The sequence below is a fragment of the Amycolatopsis keratiniphila subsp. keratiniphila genome (assembly GCF_001620365.2).
GTDB lineage: Bacteria > Actinomycetota > Actinomycetes > Mycobacteriales > Pseudonocardiaceae > Amycolatopsis > Amycolatopsis keratiniphila.
In genome coordinates, this window is record NZ_LQMT02000022.1 from 39193 (window position 1) to 52804 (window position 13612).

General features: G+C 68.0%; 19 protein-coding genes and 1 tRNA gene. 10 read left to right on the forward strand and 10 right to left on the reverse strand.

Annotation, left to right across the window (positions count from 1 at the left end; genetic code table 11):
- Positions 1 to 7: 7 nt before the first annotated feature.
- The 3 genes from AVR91_RS22615 (at position 8) to AVR91_RS22625 (ending at position 3007) form a co-directional block, all read left to right on the forward strand.
- Positions 8 to 796: an alpha/beta fold hydrolase gene (locus tag AVR91_RS22615; RefSeq protein ID WP_063275329.1), complete on the forward strand. Its 789-nt coding sequence runs from the start codon at positions 8 to 10 to the stop codon at positions 794 to 796.
- Positions 797 to 861: 65 nt separating this feature from the next.
- On the forward strand, positions 862 to 2559 hold the full coding sequence (locus AVR91_RS22620) for a bifunctional metallophosphatase/5'-nucleotidase (RefSeq protein ID WP_063275330.1): 1698 nt from the start codon (positions 862 to 864) through the stop codon (positions 2557 to 2559).
- Positions 2560 to 2668: 109 nt separating this feature from the next.
- Positions 2669 to 3007 (forward strand): MmcQ/YjbR family DNA-binding protein, encoded by a 339-nt coding sequence (locus AVR91_RS22625; protein ID WP_063275331.1) that lies wholly within the window; start codon positions 2669 to 2671, stop codon positions 3005 to 3007.
- On the opposite strand, the gene AVR91_RS22630 is transcribed toward AVR91_RS22625, so the two are convergent.
- Both AVR91_RS22630 and AVR91_RS22635 read right to left on the reverse strand, forming a co-directional pair.
- Positions 3004 to 3531: a GNAT family N-acetyltransferase gene (locus AVR91_RS22630; protein WP_063275332.1), complete on the reverse strand. Its 528-nt coding sequence runs from the start codon at positions 3529 to 3531 to the stop codon at positions 3004 to 3006. The genes AVR91_RS22625 and AVR91_RS22630 overlap by 4 nt on opposite strands.
- Before the next feature lie 34 nt (positions 3532 to 3565).
- Positions 3566 to 3958, reverse strand: coding sequence for a pyridoxamine 5'-phosphate oxidase family protein (locus tag AVR91_RS22635; protein ID WP_063275333.1), 393 nt, complete (start codon positions 3956 to 3958; stop codon positions 3566 to 3568).
- A 36-nt stretch (positions 3959 to 3994) separates the two neighbouring features.
- Between AVR91_RS22635 and AVR91_RS22640 the strand changes: the two genes are divergently transcribed.
- Positions 3995 to 4396 carry a DUF4279 domain-containing protein gene (locus tag AVR91_RS22640; protein ID WP_063275334.1) on the forward strand — a complete coding sequence of 134 codons (402 nt, stop codon included), beginning with the start codon at positions 3995 to 3997 and terminating at the stop codon, positions 4394 to 4396.
- Between the two features lie 61 nt (positions 4397 to 4457).
- The gene (locus tag AVR91_RS22645) at positions 4458 to 5111 is read left to right on the forward strand and encodes a hypothetical protein (protein ID WP_063275335.1); all 654 of its coding nucleotides are present in this window, start codon (positions 4458 to 4460) and stop codon (positions 5109 to 5111) included.
- On the opposite strand, the gene AVR91_RS22650 is transcribed toward AVR91_RS22645, so the two are convergent.
- From AVR91_RS22650 to AVR91_RS22660, 3 genes are read right to left on the reverse strand one after another with little or no spacing between them, the layout of a single operon-like run.
- Positions 5108 to 5473 (reverse strand): hypothetical protein, encoded by a 366-nt coding sequence (locus AVR91_RS22650; protein WP_063275336.1) that lies wholly within the window; start codon positions 5471 to 5473, stop codon positions 5108 to 5110. The genes AVR91_RS22645 and AVR91_RS22650 overlap by 4 nt on opposite strands.
- A 4-nt stretch (positions 5474 to 5477) precedes the next feature.
- A complete protein-coding gene (locus AVR91_RS22655) occupies positions 5478 to 5966 on the reverse strand; it encodes a GNAT family N-acetyltransferase (protein ID WP_063275337.1) in 489 nt (162 codons plus the stop codon).
- A 15-nt stretch (positions 5967 to 5981) separates the two neighbouring features.
- Positions 5982 to 6497, reverse strand: coding sequence for a hypothetical protein (locus AVR91_RS22660; RefSeq protein ID WP_228709299.1), 516 nt, complete (start codon positions 6495 to 6497; stop codon positions 5982 to 5984).
- 78 nt (positions 6498 to 6575) lie between these two features.
- Between AVR91_RS22660 and AVR91_RS42855 the strand changes: the two genes are divergently transcribed.
- Positions 6576 to 6839 (forward strand): hypothetical protein, encoded by a 264-nt coding sequence (locus AVR91_RS42855; RefSeq protein WP_158077412.1) that lies wholly within the window; start codon positions 6576 to 6578, stop codon positions 6837 to 6839.
- On the opposite strand, the gene AVR91_RS22665 is transcribed toward AVR91_RS42855, so the two are convergent.
- Entirely contained in the window at positions 6820 to 7467 is a 648-nt protein-coding gene (locus AVR91_RS22665) for a YdcF family protein (protein ID WP_063275338.1), read from the reverse strand. The genes AVR91_RS42855 and AVR91_RS22665 overlap by 20 nt on opposite strands.
- Before the next feature lie 65 nt (positions 7468 to 7532).
- Positions 7533 to 7603, reverse strand: a tRNA-Gly gene (locus tag AVR91_RS22670).
- A gap of 110 nt (positions 7604 to 7713) precedes the next feature.
- On the opposite strand from AVR91_RS22670, the gene AVR91_RS22675 reads away from it, so the two are divergent.
- Together AVR91_RS22675 and dcd are read left to right on the forward strand one after the other, a co-directional pair.
- Positions 7714 to 8916 (forward strand): oxygenase MpaB family protein, encoded by a 1203-nt coding sequence (locus AVR91_RS22675; RefSeq protein WP_063275403.1) that lies wholly within the window; start codon positions 7714 to 7716, stop codon positions 8914 to 8916.
- A 13-nt stretch (positions 8917 to 8929) separates the two neighbouring features.
- A complete protein-coding gene (gene dcd / locus AVR91_RS22680; protein WP_016338162.1) occupies positions 8930 to 9511 on the forward strand; it encodes a dCTP deaminase in 582 nt (193 codons plus the stop codon).
- Here dcd and AVR91_RS22685 read toward each other — a convergent pair.
- The gene (locus tag AVR91_RS22685) at positions 9508 to 10695 is read right to left on the reverse strand and encodes an FAD-dependent oxidoreductase (RefSeq protein WP_063275404.1); all 1188 of its coding nucleotides are present in this window, start codon (positions 10693 to 10695) and stop codon (positions 9508 to 9510) included. The two genes, dcd and AVR91_RS22685, sit on opposite strands and share 4 nt — an antisense overlap.
- 71 nt (positions 10696 to 10766) lie before the next feature.
- On the opposite strand from AVR91_RS22685, the gene AVR91_RS22690 reads away from it, so the two are divergent.
- Positions 10767 to 11225 carry a MarR family winged helix-turn-helix transcriptional regulator gene (locus AVR91_RS22690; RefSeq protein WP_063275339.1) on the forward strand — a complete coding sequence of 153 codons (459 nt, stop codon included), beginning with the start codon at positions 10767 to 10769 and terminating at the stop codon, positions 11223 to 11225.
- A gap of 121 nt (positions 11226 to 11346) precedes the next feature.
- Positions 11347 to 12039, forward strand: coding sequence for a CAP domain-containing protein (locus tag AVR91_RS22695; protein ID WP_063275340.1), 693 nt, complete (start codon positions 11347 to 11349; stop codon positions 12037 to 12039).
- Here the strand turns inward: AVR91_RS22695 and AVR91_RS22700 are convergent.
- Together AVR91_RS22700 and AVR91_RS22705 are read right to left on the reverse strand one after the other, a co-directional pair.
- A complete protein-coding gene (locus tag AVR91_RS22700; protein ID WP_063275341.1) occupies positions 12033 to 13016 on the reverse strand; it encodes a cation diffusion facilitator family transporter in 984 nt (327 codons plus the stop codon). The two genes, AVR91_RS22695 and AVR91_RS22700, sit on opposite strands and share 7 nt — an antisense overlap.
- A 30-nt stretch (positions 13017 to 13046) precedes the next feature.
- Entirely contained in the window at positions 13047 to 13448 is a 402-nt protein-coding gene (locus tag AVR91_RS22705; protein WP_228688270.1) for a DUF742 domain-containing protein, read from the reverse strand.
- Positions 13449 to 13612: the final 164 nt, after the last annotated feature.

The window sequence follows — 13612 nt, forward strand, 5'->3', positions numbered from 1 at the left end:
TCGCGGGATGGACGACGTCGTCTTCGACCGCGCCGGCACGGGCGAGCCCTTGGTGCTGATCCACGGGGTCGGCCATCGCCGCCAGGCCTGGTCACCGGTACTCGGCCTGCTCACCCCGCACCGGGACGTCATCACCGTCGACCTGCCCGGTTTCGGCGAATCGGCGCCGCACTCCGGCGGCTACGGCGTCGAGGCGGCCGTCGAGATGTTCGGGAAGTTCTTCGACGACCTCGGCCTCGGCAAACCGCACGTCGCGGGCAACTCGCTCGGCGGGCTGCTTTCGCTCGCGCTCGGGGAGGCGGGCCTGGTCCGCAGCGTGACGGCGTTGTCCCCGGCGGGACTGTGGACACCCCGGCAGCAGCGGTACGCGCTGAGCATGTTGCGTACCCATCGCCTGCTCGCTGAGCGGATCCCCGAACGCACCGCGCTGCGGCTGGCCGCGACCCCGGCGGGCCGGTCGGTGCTCACCGGGATGATCGTCGGCCGCCCGGACCGGCTTACCACGCAGGTCGTCATGGAGGACATCCGCGCGCTCGCGGGCTGCCCCGGCTTCCGGCCGACGCTGGAGCAGGCCCGCGGCGGATTCCGGTTCGAAGGCGTCGTCCGGGACGTGCCGGTGACCATCGCGTGGGCGGAACGCGACCGCATCCTCGCCCGCCCGAAGGCCGCCGAACTACGCCGGATCGCGCCGGAGGCCGAGCTGCTGGTGCTGCGCGGATGCGGGCACGTGCCGATGAACGACGAGCCGGAGCTGGTCGCGCGGGTACTGCTCGACGGCAGTTCACGCGCCATGTGACGGTTGCCTATCGTCCTCCTTTTTCCTCTGGTGAAGGTCAAATCCGCAAGGCAGACTCCTCCGCCGTGCGCCCAACAACGAAGCTCTCCACCCGGCTGGCCGTCGTCGCCGGTGCCGCGCTGACCGCGCTGGCCGCCGTCGCCGCGCCCGCGTCCGCCGCGCCGTCGACCACCGACGTCCGGCTGATCACGTTCAACGACCTGCACGGCAACCTCGAACCGCCGTCCGGTTCGAGCGGTCGCGTCACGCTGCCCGACGGGAAGACCGTCAACGCGGGCGGTGCCGCCTACCTCGCGACGCACCTGAAGAAGCTGCGCGGCGAAGCGCGTAACTCGGTCGTCCTGTCGGCCGGTGACAGCATCGGCGCGTCGCCGGTGATCTCGGCGCTGTTCCACGACGAGCCGACGGTCGAGCTGCTGAACCAGCTCGGCGTCGAGGCTTCCGTGGTGGGCAACCACGAATTCGACGAGGGTCTCAAGGAGCTCCGCCGGATGCAGCACGGAGGCTGCCACCCCACCGACGGCTGCCAGTTCCGCGAGTCCTTCAAGGGCGCGAACTTCCCCTTCCTCGGGTCCAATGTGTACTACGAGAACGGTGTCCCGGCGTTGCTGCCGTTCAGCATCGAGGTGTCCGGCGGCGTCCCGATCGGTGTCATCGGTGCGACGCTGAAGGATCTGCCGCAGGTCGTCACCCCGGAGGCGATCAAGGGCCTCAAGTTCGGCGAAGAGGTCCAGGCCATCGACCGCACCGCGAAGCTGCTCGACATGTTCGGTGTCAAGGCGCAGGTCGTGCTGCTGCACCAGGGCGACAACTCCGAGACCGCCGGCCCGGACGAGTGCAAGGTCAAGCCGGGCGCGGCGACCGCGATCGCGCAGAAGGTGACGTCCAAAGTGGACGCCATCTTCACCGGACACAGCCACCAGCAGTACAACTGCGTGATCAACGACCCCGAGGGCAAACCGCGCCCGGTGATCCAGGGCGCGTCGTTCGGCCGTCTGCTGTCGGTCGTCGACCTGAAGATCGACCGCCGGACCCGCGACGTCGTCCGCGGCGAGACCAAGGCGCACAACCAGATCGTCACCCGCGACGTCACCCCGGACGCCGACGTGGTGAAGCTGATCGACGAGGCCAAGACCAAGGCCGCGCCGATCGCGAACAAGGCCGTCGGCACCATCACCGCGGACCTGGTCGCCAAGGGCGCCGCGTCCGGTGAGTCGCCGCTGGGCGATGTGATCGCCGACGCCCAGCTCGAGGCCACGAAGTCGAACGGCGCGCAGATCGCGATGACGAACCCGGGTGGTATCCGCACGGACTTCACCTACGCGTCTTCGCCCGCCGGCGAAGGCGACGGTGTCGTGACGTACGGCGAGGCGTTCGCCGTGCAGCCGTTCGCGAACATCATGCAGACGATCACGCTCACCGGGGCGAACCTGAAGAGCGTGCTCGAACAGCAGTGGCAGGCCAACGGAGTCGTGCGGATCCTGCAGATCTCGAAGTCGCTGAAGTACACGTATTCGGCATCGGCGGCTCAGGGTTCGCGAGTCTCGAACCTGACGCTCGACGGCGCGCCGATCGACCCGGCGGCGTCGTACCGCGTTTCGGTGAACAACTTCCTCGCCGCCGGCGGGGACGGCTTCACCGAGTTCACGAAGGGGACCGATCTGTCGGGTGGTCCGGTGGACCTGGACGCGCTGATCGCGTACTTCGGGGCGCACCCGGGCATCGCTCCGCCGCCCGCGGACCGGATCACCGCCCTGCCGTAGCTCCCGCGAATGTCATGAAAGGGTCGTTCCTGACGTTTTTCGTCCTGAACGACCCTTTCCTGACATCAGAGGGGTGGTTTTGTCGGTGACCCAGGGCACAATGTCCGCCATGACGACCTGGGAAGAAGTCGTGGCTCTGGCGGGCAGGTTGCCGGAGGTCGAGGAGTCCACGTCGTACCGCACGCCGTCGCTCAAGGTCGCGGGCAAGAGCTTCGCCCGGCTGCGCACCGAGGCCGAGGGCGGGCTGATGCTGCTGTGCGAGCACGCGGAGAAGGAGGCCCTGCTGGCTTCCGGTGACCCCGCGTACTTCACCACGCCGCATTACGACGGTTACGGCGCGATCCTCGTCGACCTCGAGAAGGTGGATAAGGCGCAGTTGAGCGAACTCATCGAGGACGCCTGGCGGATGAAGGCACCCGCCAGGCTCACGAAAGGACTGAACGACTAGCGAAGTTCCCCTTCGAGCAGGCTCATCAGGTACTCGTCGTGCCACTGGCCGTTCTGGCCGCGGAACGACTGCCGATGCCTGCCGTCCACCTTGAACCCGAGCTTCTTGTAGATGTGGATCGCGGCCTCGTTGTCGACCACGACCCACAGCGCGATCATGTGCAGCCGCATCATGTCGAAGCCGTAGCGGCAGAGCGTGCGCATGGCGTCGGTGCCGTAACCGCCGCCCCAGTGGTCCTTCTCGCCGAGGTAGATGTCGAGTTCCGCCCGGCCCTGCTCCGGGGTGGCGTCGCGCAGGGTGCAGGTGCCGATCAAGGTGCCGACGGCGAGGCTCTCGATCGCGAAATCCACTTGGCTGAAGCTGTTGGGCTTCCGGAGGGCGAAGCGTTCGCGGATCTGGGCGAGGGATTCCGGGTGGTCCGCGGGCAGCCAGCGCGTGACCTCCGGGTCGTTGTGCCAGCGCCACAGCGTGTCCGCGTCCTCGGGTTCCAGCGGGCGCAAGCGGATCAGTTCACCGGTCAGCATCGTCCATCCCAAGATCGGTATCGGACTTTCCAGACTATTGGGCGACACCCTCGAGCAGCCACCGCTTAACGGGGACTTCCAGCAGCACCCGTGCGCCGAACGGGGCGATCTCCACCCCGGCCGCCCAGCCGTCGTACTTCGCAGCCAGCGCCGCGAGGACGTCTCCGCGCAGAGCCCCTCGATGAACGCGCGCCACGCCTTCGGCGACAGCGGGAGCGTCGCCGTCCTCAAGCGCGATGCTGACGCGCGGATCACCGTCGATGTTGCGCACCTTCACGTTCCGCTCGCCGCTCCCGATCCAGAAGACGTCGTCGAGGTACACGAACCACACCGGCGTGACATGCGGAGATCCGTCCCCGCGGAGGGTGCACAACCAGGCGTTGCGCTCCCCGGCGAGCCGTTCGATAAGCGATTGATCACGTTTCACCTGGTCAGCTTGCCCGAAAGCTAGGGTGCCGGGCGTATGAAGGTCCACCAGTACTGCTACTTCGCCTTGAAGAGCGAAACCGTGTCCGCCGGGGAGATCACCGCGCGGCTCGGCATGGAGCCCGACGAGGTGCTGGTACTGGGTTCGCGGTCCGCCGAACACCGGTTGCCGCGGATGCACGCCTGGAAGGTGGCGCATCGCGGTTCGGAACCGGTCGACGACCAGATCGAGAGCGTGATCGGCAGGCTCGCCCCCGTCCGCCCGGAAATCCGGCGGCTGGTGGACGAAGGCGTGAGCGCGGTGCTGCAGGTGGTGCGCTATTTCCATCACCGTGACGGCGGCGAGGAATTCGGCTGGCACCTCTCGCCCGCCGTGATCGCGTTCCTCACCGAAGCGGCCGCCGCGCTCGACGTCGACGAGTACGACCTCAGCGAATGAGCTTCCGCCGGTCGTGGTGGGATGGTGCCCCACAGCCGGACAACCCCGTTGGGAGCCCAGCATGTCGAGCGAGAACTGGCCGCTGAGTCAGGATCCCGAGTCGCCGGTGATCATCTCCCGGTCGCTGGTGGACGATCCGTCGAACCTCGCGTTCGTCGTCCTGGACGACGACGGCGACTGGTTCATCAGCGACGGCAACGAGTTCTCCGAGGACATGGAGGAGAACAAGGACGCGTTCGGCGCGCTGCCCCTGCGTGACGCGGTGGAGCTCATCCCGGAGATCGCCGCGCTGGCAGGCCTCCCCACCGGCATGGCCGCCGACTGGGATCCGGAACGGCGCACCTGGCTACTGAGCTCGGTCGCCGACTCGGACGACGACGAGGAAGACCTCCTCGTGCGCGCCGCCCGCCTCGCCGCGTGGACGCATCCCGGCTCGCCCCTGGAAGAAGTCCAGGTGAGCACCGAACTCGCCGAGATCTCCACCGACCCCGCCGCCCCGGTGCGCGCCGTGCGCCAGGTCGTCCGCGAGGCCGACGGAAGCTGGCTGCTCGTCGGCTTCCAGGTCCCGGAGAGCGAAGACTTCGAGGTCGAAGCCCTCGAGATGGAACACGCCGTCACGCTGTACCCGGACGTCGCGCTGGTGCTGAGCGCCGCGCCCGGCCAGGTGTACGACCGGCCGAGCGCCGACGCCCCGTGGGAACTCGTCGAAGGCTAAAGGCAGCGCAGCCACACGGCGTGCCGCCAGGACATCCCGTCGGTGCGGACGTCGACCACGCCGAGTTGGACCTGGGTCGCGACCGTGGTGTCCGTGCCGACGCACGTCGGTCCCGACGAGCCATCACGCCAAACGTTGTCGGGGCCGACCCATCGAGCGCCCGACAGAATGAAGCCGTCGCCGTTCGAGCCGCCCTCGGATGACTCGGTCAGCCAGATCGTGTTCCCGGCCGCGTTCGGCCATGCCCAGCCTTCGACGGTGGTCGGCCGGACGTCGCGGTTCAGCAGCCAGGCCGCCGTGATCGCGACCGCCGCCACGGCGACGACGGCTGTGACGGCATGTCTCTTGATCGTCGCGTTCACGTTTTCAGCCGAAGTCGCAGTACATGACGTGCAACCCGATGCGCCCCAGCGTTGGATGCCGGAACGCGCCCGGCACCGTCCCGACGATCTCGAACCCGAGCCGTTCGTAGACCCGGATCCCGGCCGCGTTCGACTCGGCGACCGCGTTGAACTGCATACCGGCGAAACCCTGTTTCCTGGCCCAGTCCAAGGCATTCGCGCACAGCGCACCACCGATGCCCTTGCCGCGAGCTTCCTTGTCCACCATGAAACTGGCCGTCGCCACATGGGACCCTGGCCCGCCGCGGTTCGGGCCCATCTTGGCCGTGCCGAGCACGCGGCCGTCCTCGACCGCGACCACCGTCCGGCCCGGCGGCGTCTCGATCCATGAGCCGCGGGCGTCGTCCTCGGTGAGGTTCGGGTCGTAGGTGTACGTGTCCGCCGCCCGCACGACTTCGCGCACGATCGGCCAGACCTGCGCCCAGTCGTCTTGGGTGAACTCCCGGATTTCCATACCTGGCACGGTAAATCAAAAGCCCGCCCGGCGGTTCCGCCGCCACCGCCAGGCGAAGCCGGAAAGCAGGAGCAGGCCGGCGATCGTCAGTCCCGAGCCGATCCAGATCCGCGTCGTGCCGGATTCCGGCTCGACGCGGACCCCCGGCGGCAACCCGGCCGCGATCCCGTCGATCTTCGCCTGGACCGAACGATGGTCGAAGACGCTCAGCTCGCCGTCGTCCGTCAACGTGGCCAGCCAGCGGCGAACCTCGTCGTTCTGTTCGCGGGAGAAACCGGGGAATTCGAGCGAGGCGTCCCGGAGCACTCCCGGACCCATACACCTCAGCGGTTCCCCGGTGGACGCGTCGAGATACTGGCCTGTCGACCCACATTCGTCACCCGCCTTGGCGAAAACGACGGTGTACGGCCCCGGTGTGCTGCCCGCGTTCAAACCGACGATGAGGAAGATCCCGCCGACCAGGATGAGCGGAAGGATCAGCGACCCGGCCAGCACGGTCAGCAAGGCGGCCGCCGTACCGTCGCTCGACATTTTCCGCACGGTGCAGAAGGTAACCGCGGGGTGCGGGGAGGAGTCCCCAGCCAGGTCGTGTTCACTGGAGGCGTGCATGTGGCTAAGACGACCGGCGGAAGCCCGGACCCGGTTGCAGCTCGCGTGTCCGCTGTGCCGACACCGCCTCGGCAGTCGGCCGAAGCGCAACCGGACGATGAGCCGTCGCGCCGTCGCTTTCGCATGGCAGGTGTGTTCGACGGCGAGCATGATCTCGGCCGGCGTTCCAAGGAATTGGCCCGCCATGAACTCGGCGGCGGGATCGAGCAAGTCGGCGTGATCCTGGGTTGGCGCGATCGATCTGTCACACAAGACGTTCGCTGAAGCCGGCCTGGACCAAGCGGTCGTAAGCCTCGGCGACTCCGCTCGGGATGTTCTGCTGGACAGCGAAACCACGCTCGGCATAGACGGTGATCCGTTGCGTATCACCGACAAGCATGTTGATCACCCGGTCCGCGTCACCGATGCTCTCGACGTAGTCGTCCAGCGGCAACGGCCGGGAAGCGCAGATGACGTCGACCTCGGGCCACAGCTTCTTGCAGGTCGCATAGGCCCGCCGCTGCTGGTACGGCCGAGAGATGAGGATGACCGACCCGACCTCGATGCCGCGTGACTCCAGCAGCCTCCGAGTGAGCGTGATGTTGTCCCCGGTGTTCCGTGCCTTGGGCTCGACCAGGATGGCGTCATCGGGTACGCCCAGCTCAAGCGCGTGTTCGCGGTAGTGCACCGCCTCGCCGCGCGGGAAGCGTTCGACGGTGGTCGGCGCGTTGGCTCCGGTGAAGACGATGAGCGGGAACATCCCAGCTTGGAACAGTTCCGCGGCGAAGGTGGCGACGCCGAGGTCGTGGCTGCCGAGTCCGATGCCGACGTCGGCGGGTCGGAGTCTGTGGCGCATGTCGTGGTAGTCCCAGAGCGTCCGGACGTCGTGGCGGAGGTCATCCGGCAAGGTCATAGGACTCCAAAGCGAAAGCCCCAGGTCTAAAGTGGACATCCACTGACCTGGGGCTTTCACATGAGAGCGGATGACGGGAATCGAACCCGCGTATTCAGCTTGGGAAGCTGATGTTCTACCATTGAACTACATCCGCAGTGCTCGGCCAGCATACATGGCCCGGATCTCTCCTTGCCAAGACCCCGCCCATCTTGACGTCACCGCCGAAAGTGACAACACTTGTTGTCTACCTCGGAGGTGATCCGGATGGGCGAGCGGCTGCCTGACCCCGAACTGTTCCGTCAAGGCGGGTTCCGGGTCGCGTCGAGGTTGTTCATCGAGGGCGACATCAGGGGTGACGAGCGCCAGGTGGCGCGGTTGCGGCGGTTCGCGCAGCGGGAGGACCCGGCGGCCGACGTGCTGGTGCCGTTGCTGCGCGAAGGCCGGCCCGAGTTCGAACAGGCGCTGCGGCAAGGCATCGACAGTGTCGAGAACCCGCCGGAAGAGCTCGAAGCCTTCTTCCGCAACGTCGAGGCGACGCCGTACTGGGTCGACCGGGACCGCCTTGACCGCGGAGCGCGGGCGATCACGCGTGCCGGGTTGCTCGGCCTCTTCCCGCTCGGCGACGTTTCGTTGATGGGCGGCTATCTCGCTTCGCGCGCCACGAAGTCGCTCGTCGGCACCGGCGAGATCGAGTACAAGGCGGCACGACGGCTCGTCGAGACGGCGACGTGGTGGATCCACGTGACGACACCGGGCGCGCTGGTGCCCGGCGGGCGCGGGTACGAGTCCGCGTTGCGGGTGCGGATCGTGCACGCCCACGTCCGCGCGGCCATGAACCGTCGCAAGGACTGGGATTACGCGGCTTGGGACAGGCCGGTCAACCAGGTCCAGACCGCGGGCACGCTCCTGCTCTTCTCCCTCGTCTACGTCTTCGGCACCCAGCTGCTCGGGCTTCGCTACACCGCCCGCGAGCGCGCCGACATCCTGCACCTTTGGCGCTATGTCGGCTGGCTGATGGGCGTCGACGAGGAGCTCCTGCCCGCCGGCGAGGACGACGCCTGGCGGTTGCTGTGGCTGCTCGCGAGCACCGAGTTCATCCCCGACGACGACTCCAAGCGGCTCGCCGCGGCACTCATGAAGGCCCATGCCGGGATCGGCGACGGCCGCGGCGCGCTCGGCAAGGTCCTCGCGCACGTGTCGGTCGCGGGGCACGGGGCGATCAGCAGGCTCCTGCTCGGCAAGACCAACGCCGACTTCCTCGAACTGCCCGACGATCCGATCGCCCAGGCGGCCGTGGTCGCGGCGGCCGGAGTGAACTTCGCCGCCGAGACGGTCCGGCGGGTGGTGCCCGGCGCGACGGCCCTCCAGGAGCTGATCGGGGCTGCCGGCCGTCGTCACTACCTACGCCAGGTCACCAAGGTGTTCGGGCTCGACCCGACCTACGGCAGGCACATGAAGGCCGCTTGACTACGCTGATCGCGTGCTCCTCAGCGACCGTGACCTCCGTAAAGAGCTCGACGCCGGCCGTCTCGGCGTCGACCCGTTCGACCCGACGATGGTCCAGCCGTCGAGCATCGACGTGCGACTCGACCGCTTCTTCCGCGTGTTCGACAACAGCAAGTACACGCATATCGACCCGCAGCTGCAGCAGGACGAGCTGACTTCGCTGGTCGAGAAGGAGGGCGAAGACCCCTTCGTGCTCCACCCCGGCGAGTTCGTCCTCGGGTCCACCTACGAGACCGTCACGCTCGCCGACGACCTCGCCGGCCGCCTGGAGGGCAAGTCCTCCCTCGGCCGCCTCGGCCTGCTGACGCACTCCACCGCGGGCTTCATCGACCCCGGCTTCTCGGGCCACATCACCCTTGAGCTGTCGAACGTGGCGAACCTGCCGATCACGCTCTGGCCCGGCATGAAGATCGGCCAGCTCTGCATCTTCCGCCTGTCCAGCGCGGCGGAGTTCCCGTACGGCTCGAACGAGGCCGGTTCGCGGTACCAGGGGCAGCGGGGCCCCACCCCGAGCCGCGCGTACAAGAACTTCCACCGCGTCGACACCTGGCGCTAAGAAGCAACCGGGGTATCCCAATCGATCCGGTGCCGCCACATGAAGGCGTTCGGATCCTCCTTCGGCAGGTTCTTGAACGCCCGCGCGAGGAAGAAGTCCCGGATCACCCGCCCGATGGGCCCGGCCGCCTTGTCGTCGCCGTTGCGCTTGCCGCGCTCGACGACGGCCTCGACGCGCTCGCGCCGCAGTCCTTCGTAGACGGCGAGCGCCTTCGGGATCGAGGGCACGTCACGCAGGCATCGCGCCAGCGTGACGGCGTCCTCGATGGCCATCGCGGCGCCTTGCCCGGCCGCGGGTGAGGTCGCGTGCGCGGCGTCGCCGATGATGACCATCCGGTCCGTCCGCCACGTCGGCACGCTCGGGAAGTCGTAGGTCGCCCACGGCCGGTAGATCTCGCGCGTCGCGCGCACGATCTCGACGGCCGGGGTGCGGTCCACCGCCAGCCCCCGGATCAGGTCCTCCCGCCAGGTGGCCGTCACGGTGAGGTCGGCCGGCGACGGCTCACGCTTCCGGGGGACGTTCGCGAACCACCAGACACCCCCGTCCGGATGGACGACGTGGGCGAAGAACAGCCGCTTGCCGAACGTCATGTGCATGACGCCGGGTTCGCCGTCCAGGCGCAGGCCTTCGGCCAGTCCGCCCGTGTTCAGCAGCGGCACGTAGCGCGGTGACGGCGCCTTCGGGTCGATGATCGTCCGCACCCGCGAGCGGAGCCCGTCCGCGCCGATCAGCAGGTCGCCTTCGGCCGTCGAGCCGTCCTCGAAGGTCGCGAGGACGCCGTCGCCGGTCTCGCGCGCGTCGGCCAAACGCTTGCCATAGCGGATCTCGATGCCGCGTCTGACGGCTTCGTCGCGTAGGCCGACGTACAGCTCGGAGCGCAGCACCGTCTGGCTCACGGTGCCGTCATCGAGTGCCCCGCCGAGCGCCAAATCCGCCAGCTCACGGCCGTCACCGAGGTGCATCTTGATCCGCGGCGTGTCGAATCCCAGGTCCTTGACCAGGCTTTTCAAGCCCAGCGGTGCCAGCGCGTCGAGTCCGTTCACCGCCAGGGTCAGGAACGCGCCGACCCCTTCCGCGGTCCGGTCGTACGCCTCGTGGATCACCGGCTCGTGCCCCGTCTCGTGCAGTGCGATCGCCGTGATCGTGCCCGCGATACCCCCGCCGGCGATCAAAACCTTCGCCATGTCGTTCACCATCGAATCTCTTAGAAACTAATTCGTTCTATCGAACTAAAGACTCCGCTAGGCTGGCCGCTGTGTCAAGCGAGCGAGCGGAACTGGTCGAGCGGATCCTCAACGGATCGCGCGCGCTGTCGACGGAGACGGTCATGTTCCACACGGCCATCGCCGAGCTGAGTGGGCTTTCGGCGGTCGAAAGCAAGGTGACCGACTACCTCGCCCGCTTCGGGCCACAGACACCGAAGGCTCTTTCGCAGCTGTCGGGGCTCGCGCCGGCGTCGATCACCGCGCTCGTCGACAGGCTCGAAGGCAAGGGGATCGTCGCCCGCAAGCCGCATCCCGAAGACCGGCGGAAGGTCCTCATCGAGATCGACGCGGCGAGGATGGCCTCCGCCGCGCCTCTCTGGGATCACCTGGTGAAGTCGGTCCGCGAGGCCTGCGAGAACTACACGGACGGTGAGCTGCAGACCGTGATCCGGTTCCTCGCCGACGCGACGGCGATCACGCACGAGTCCACGGGTCGCCTCAGCCGCTGACCGGTATTACTACTTTCGGGGGTATTGCCGTAACCAGTTCGTGATAGTTTTCGGCCCCGTGTCCCCCAATAGAACACGAAGCCGGTTACTGCTTGTCACGCTCAGTGTCCTGCTGGGCGGGGTGATCGCCAGCGCGAGCTACCTGATGGTGACCGATCGGTTCCAAGGCACCGCGCTGAGCAATCTCTCACTCAGCGTCCCCGACACCAAGGGCAGACCCGGCGACGCCCTCGCGAAGCCGCCCGCCTACTTCGGTCAGACGTCCGCTCCGGCGCCGGAGGGCTCCGCGCCCGGCTCGGCCGCTCCGACGTCGTCCTCGGCGGCTCCCACGTCGTCCTCCGCCCCGCCCAGCTCGTCCTCCGCCGCGGCCGAGCCGCCCGCCCAGCCTTCCGAGGCGCCCAAGTCCACGCCGAGCAAGGCGCCGGAACCGCCCCGTTCGCAGGACAGCTCGCTCGCCGGGCAGGTCATCGACCTCGTCAACGCCGAGCGCGCCGACGCGGGCTGCTCGCCGGTGAGCAACGAATCGCATCTCGCCGCCGCCGCCCAGGGCCACAGCGACGACATGTCCGCGCGGAACTACTTCTCGCACACCACGCCGGAAGGCGTCACGTTCGACCAGCGCATCCGGGCCGCCGGCTACGACAAGCCCGGCGCCGAGAACATCGCCAAGGGCCAGTCGACCGCCGCCAAGGTGATGGACGCCTGGATGAACTCCGAGGGCCACCGCGCGAACATCCTGAACTGCAAGCTGAAGAAGATCGGCGTCGGCGTCAACACCAAGGGCATGTACTGGACGCAGAACTTCGGCTACTGACCCTTGCCCCAATCGCCATAGCGGGCCAGCACGGCCGCGCGCAGCTCGGCGTCCGTGCGGGGGACCGGTTCGATGAACACCTCGGTGACGTCGCCGAAGGACCCGGTCAGCTCGGCCGCCAGCCGGACGCAGGTACGTTCGACCTCCGCCGCGCCGAGTGCGTCGTCGAAGTCGACGCGGGCGCAGACGAGCACCTGATCGGTGCCCATCAACATGGTCTGCAGATCGACGACGGCCTCGATCTCCGGCGCGTTTCTCAGGTGGTCACGCACCCCGCGCACCAGCGTGGGGTCCGCCTGCCTGCCGATCAGCAGGCCGCGGTTGGTCCGGCCGAGCAGGTAGGCGACCAGCGCCAGCAGGACACCGATCGCGATCGACGCCGCGCCGTCCCAGACGTGCGAGCCGGTGAGCTGGTGCAGGCCGATCCCGGCGAACGCGAGCAGCAGGCCGATCAACGCGGCCGAGTCTTCGAACAGGACGGTCTTCGGCGCCGGGTCGTCGATCATCCGCAGATAGACCGAGACCTTCTGGCCGGAGGCGGCGGCGTCGCGGCGCACCTGCCGCACGGCCTGGAACCACGAGACGGATTCGAGCGCGAACGCGATGGCGAGGACGATGTAGCCGACGATCGGATCGGTCTGCTCGGTCTCCTCGCCGAAGACCGTCGAGAAGCCTTCGTAGAGCGCGAACATCGCGCCGGAGGCGAAGATCGACACCGCCGCGAGCAGCGACCAGAAGTACCGTTCCTTGCCGTAGCCGAAGGGATGGACGCGGTCGGCGGGGCGGTCCGACCGTTTCAGCGCGGTCAGCAGGAGCACCTCGGTGATCGTGTCGGCCACCGAGTGCGCGGCTTCCGACAGCATCGCGCCCGAGCCGGTGATGATCCCGGCGATCAGCTTCAGCACGGCGATGGCGAGGTTGACCCCACCCGCCAGCACCACGGTCAGGGTGCTTTCGCCACCGGATTCTTCACTCACCTCGCGTAGCGTAGTGCGAGTGCGCCGATCTCACAGGCGACGCAATCCCTGCAGGACACGTTCCATCAAGGCGAGTGCCGGATGACCGTCGAATTCAGCCTGTGTTTCATGAACGGTGACCAAACCGAGTTCGGCCATATCACCCAAAAGGACCTTTGCAACGCCGAGTGGAACGCATAAGGAAGCAGCCACTTCGGCGACGGAAGTGGGACGGCGGCACAGTGCTCTCACGGAATGGAATTCGACGCTGAATCCCGGCGCGGTCCACGGTGCGTCGTTCCGGACGGAAATCATCGCTTCGATCGCGAAGTTCCGCTTGGACTGGGTGCGTCCGCCCGTGCGGACGTACGGGCGGACGCGCGTGCGTTTCCGCTCCTGCCGCGGCGGTCGCCGGGCGGCCGGGATGCTGGGGATGGTCGCTTCCTGAGCCATCCTGGCGAAGGCCGCGGACGAGGGGACCCTGGCGGGCGGGCGAACGGTCGGCGATCCCGGTGTGGCGAGCCGGTGCTCCCGTGCCGAGCGGAGTTCGTGACGGTTGCCCATTGATTCCTCGCCCCTTTTTTCCGGATCCGCTGCAGCCTATCGCCACGGTGTAC

What these genes read in the sequence shown, in the direction of transcription:
- AVR91_RS22685 (WP_063275404.1), bottom strand. Translation starts at nt 10,695, where the DNA reads ATGGCGAAGGTTTTGATCGCCGGCGGGGGTATCGCGGGCACGATCACG.
- AVR91_RS22655 (WP_063275337.1), bottom strand. Translation starts at nt 5,966, where the DNA reads ATGGAAATCCGGGAGTTCACCCAAGACGACTGGGCGCAGGTCTGGCCG.
- AVR91_RS22625 (WP_063275331.1), top strand. Translation starts at nt 2,669, where the DNA reads ATGACGACCTGGGAAGAAGTCGTGGCTCTGGCGGGCAGGTTGCCGGAG.
- AVR91_RS22645 (WP_063275335.1), top strand. Translation starts at nt 4,458, where the DNA reads ATGTCGAGCGAGAACTGGCCGCTGAGTCAGGATCCCGAGTCGCCGGTG.
- AVR91_RS22665 (WP_063275338.1), bottom strand. Translation starts at nt 7,467, where the DNA reads ATGACCTTGCCGGATGACCTCCGCCACGACGTCCGGACGCTCTGGGAC.
- AVR91_RS22640 (WP_063275334.1), top strand. Translation starts at nt 3,995, where the DNA reads ATGAAGGTCCACCAGTACTGCTACTTCGCCTTGAAGAGCGAAACCGTG.
- AVR91_RS22615 (WP_063275329.1), top strand. Translation starts at nt 8, where the DNA reads ATGGACGACGTCGTCTTCGACCGCGCCGGCACGGGCGAGCCCTTGGTG.
- AVR91_RS22705 (WP_228688270.1), bottom strand. Translation starts at nt 13,448, where the DNA reads ATGGCTCAGGAAGCGACCATCCCCAGCATCCCGGCCGCCCGGCGACCG.
- AVR91_RS22660 (WP_228709299.1), bottom strand. Translation starts at nt 6,497, where the DNA reads ATGTCGAGCGACGGTACGGCGGCCGCCTTGCTGACCGTGCTGGCCGGG.
- AVR91_RS22630 (WP_063275332.1), bottom strand. Translation starts at nt 3,531, where the DNA reads ATGCTGACCGGTGAACTGATCCGCTTGCGCCCGCTGGAACCCGAGGAC.
- AVR91_RS22675 (WP_063275403.1), top strand. Translation starts at nt 7,714, where the DNA reads ATGGGCGAGCGGCTGCCTGACCCCGAACTGTTCCGTCAAGGCGGGTTC.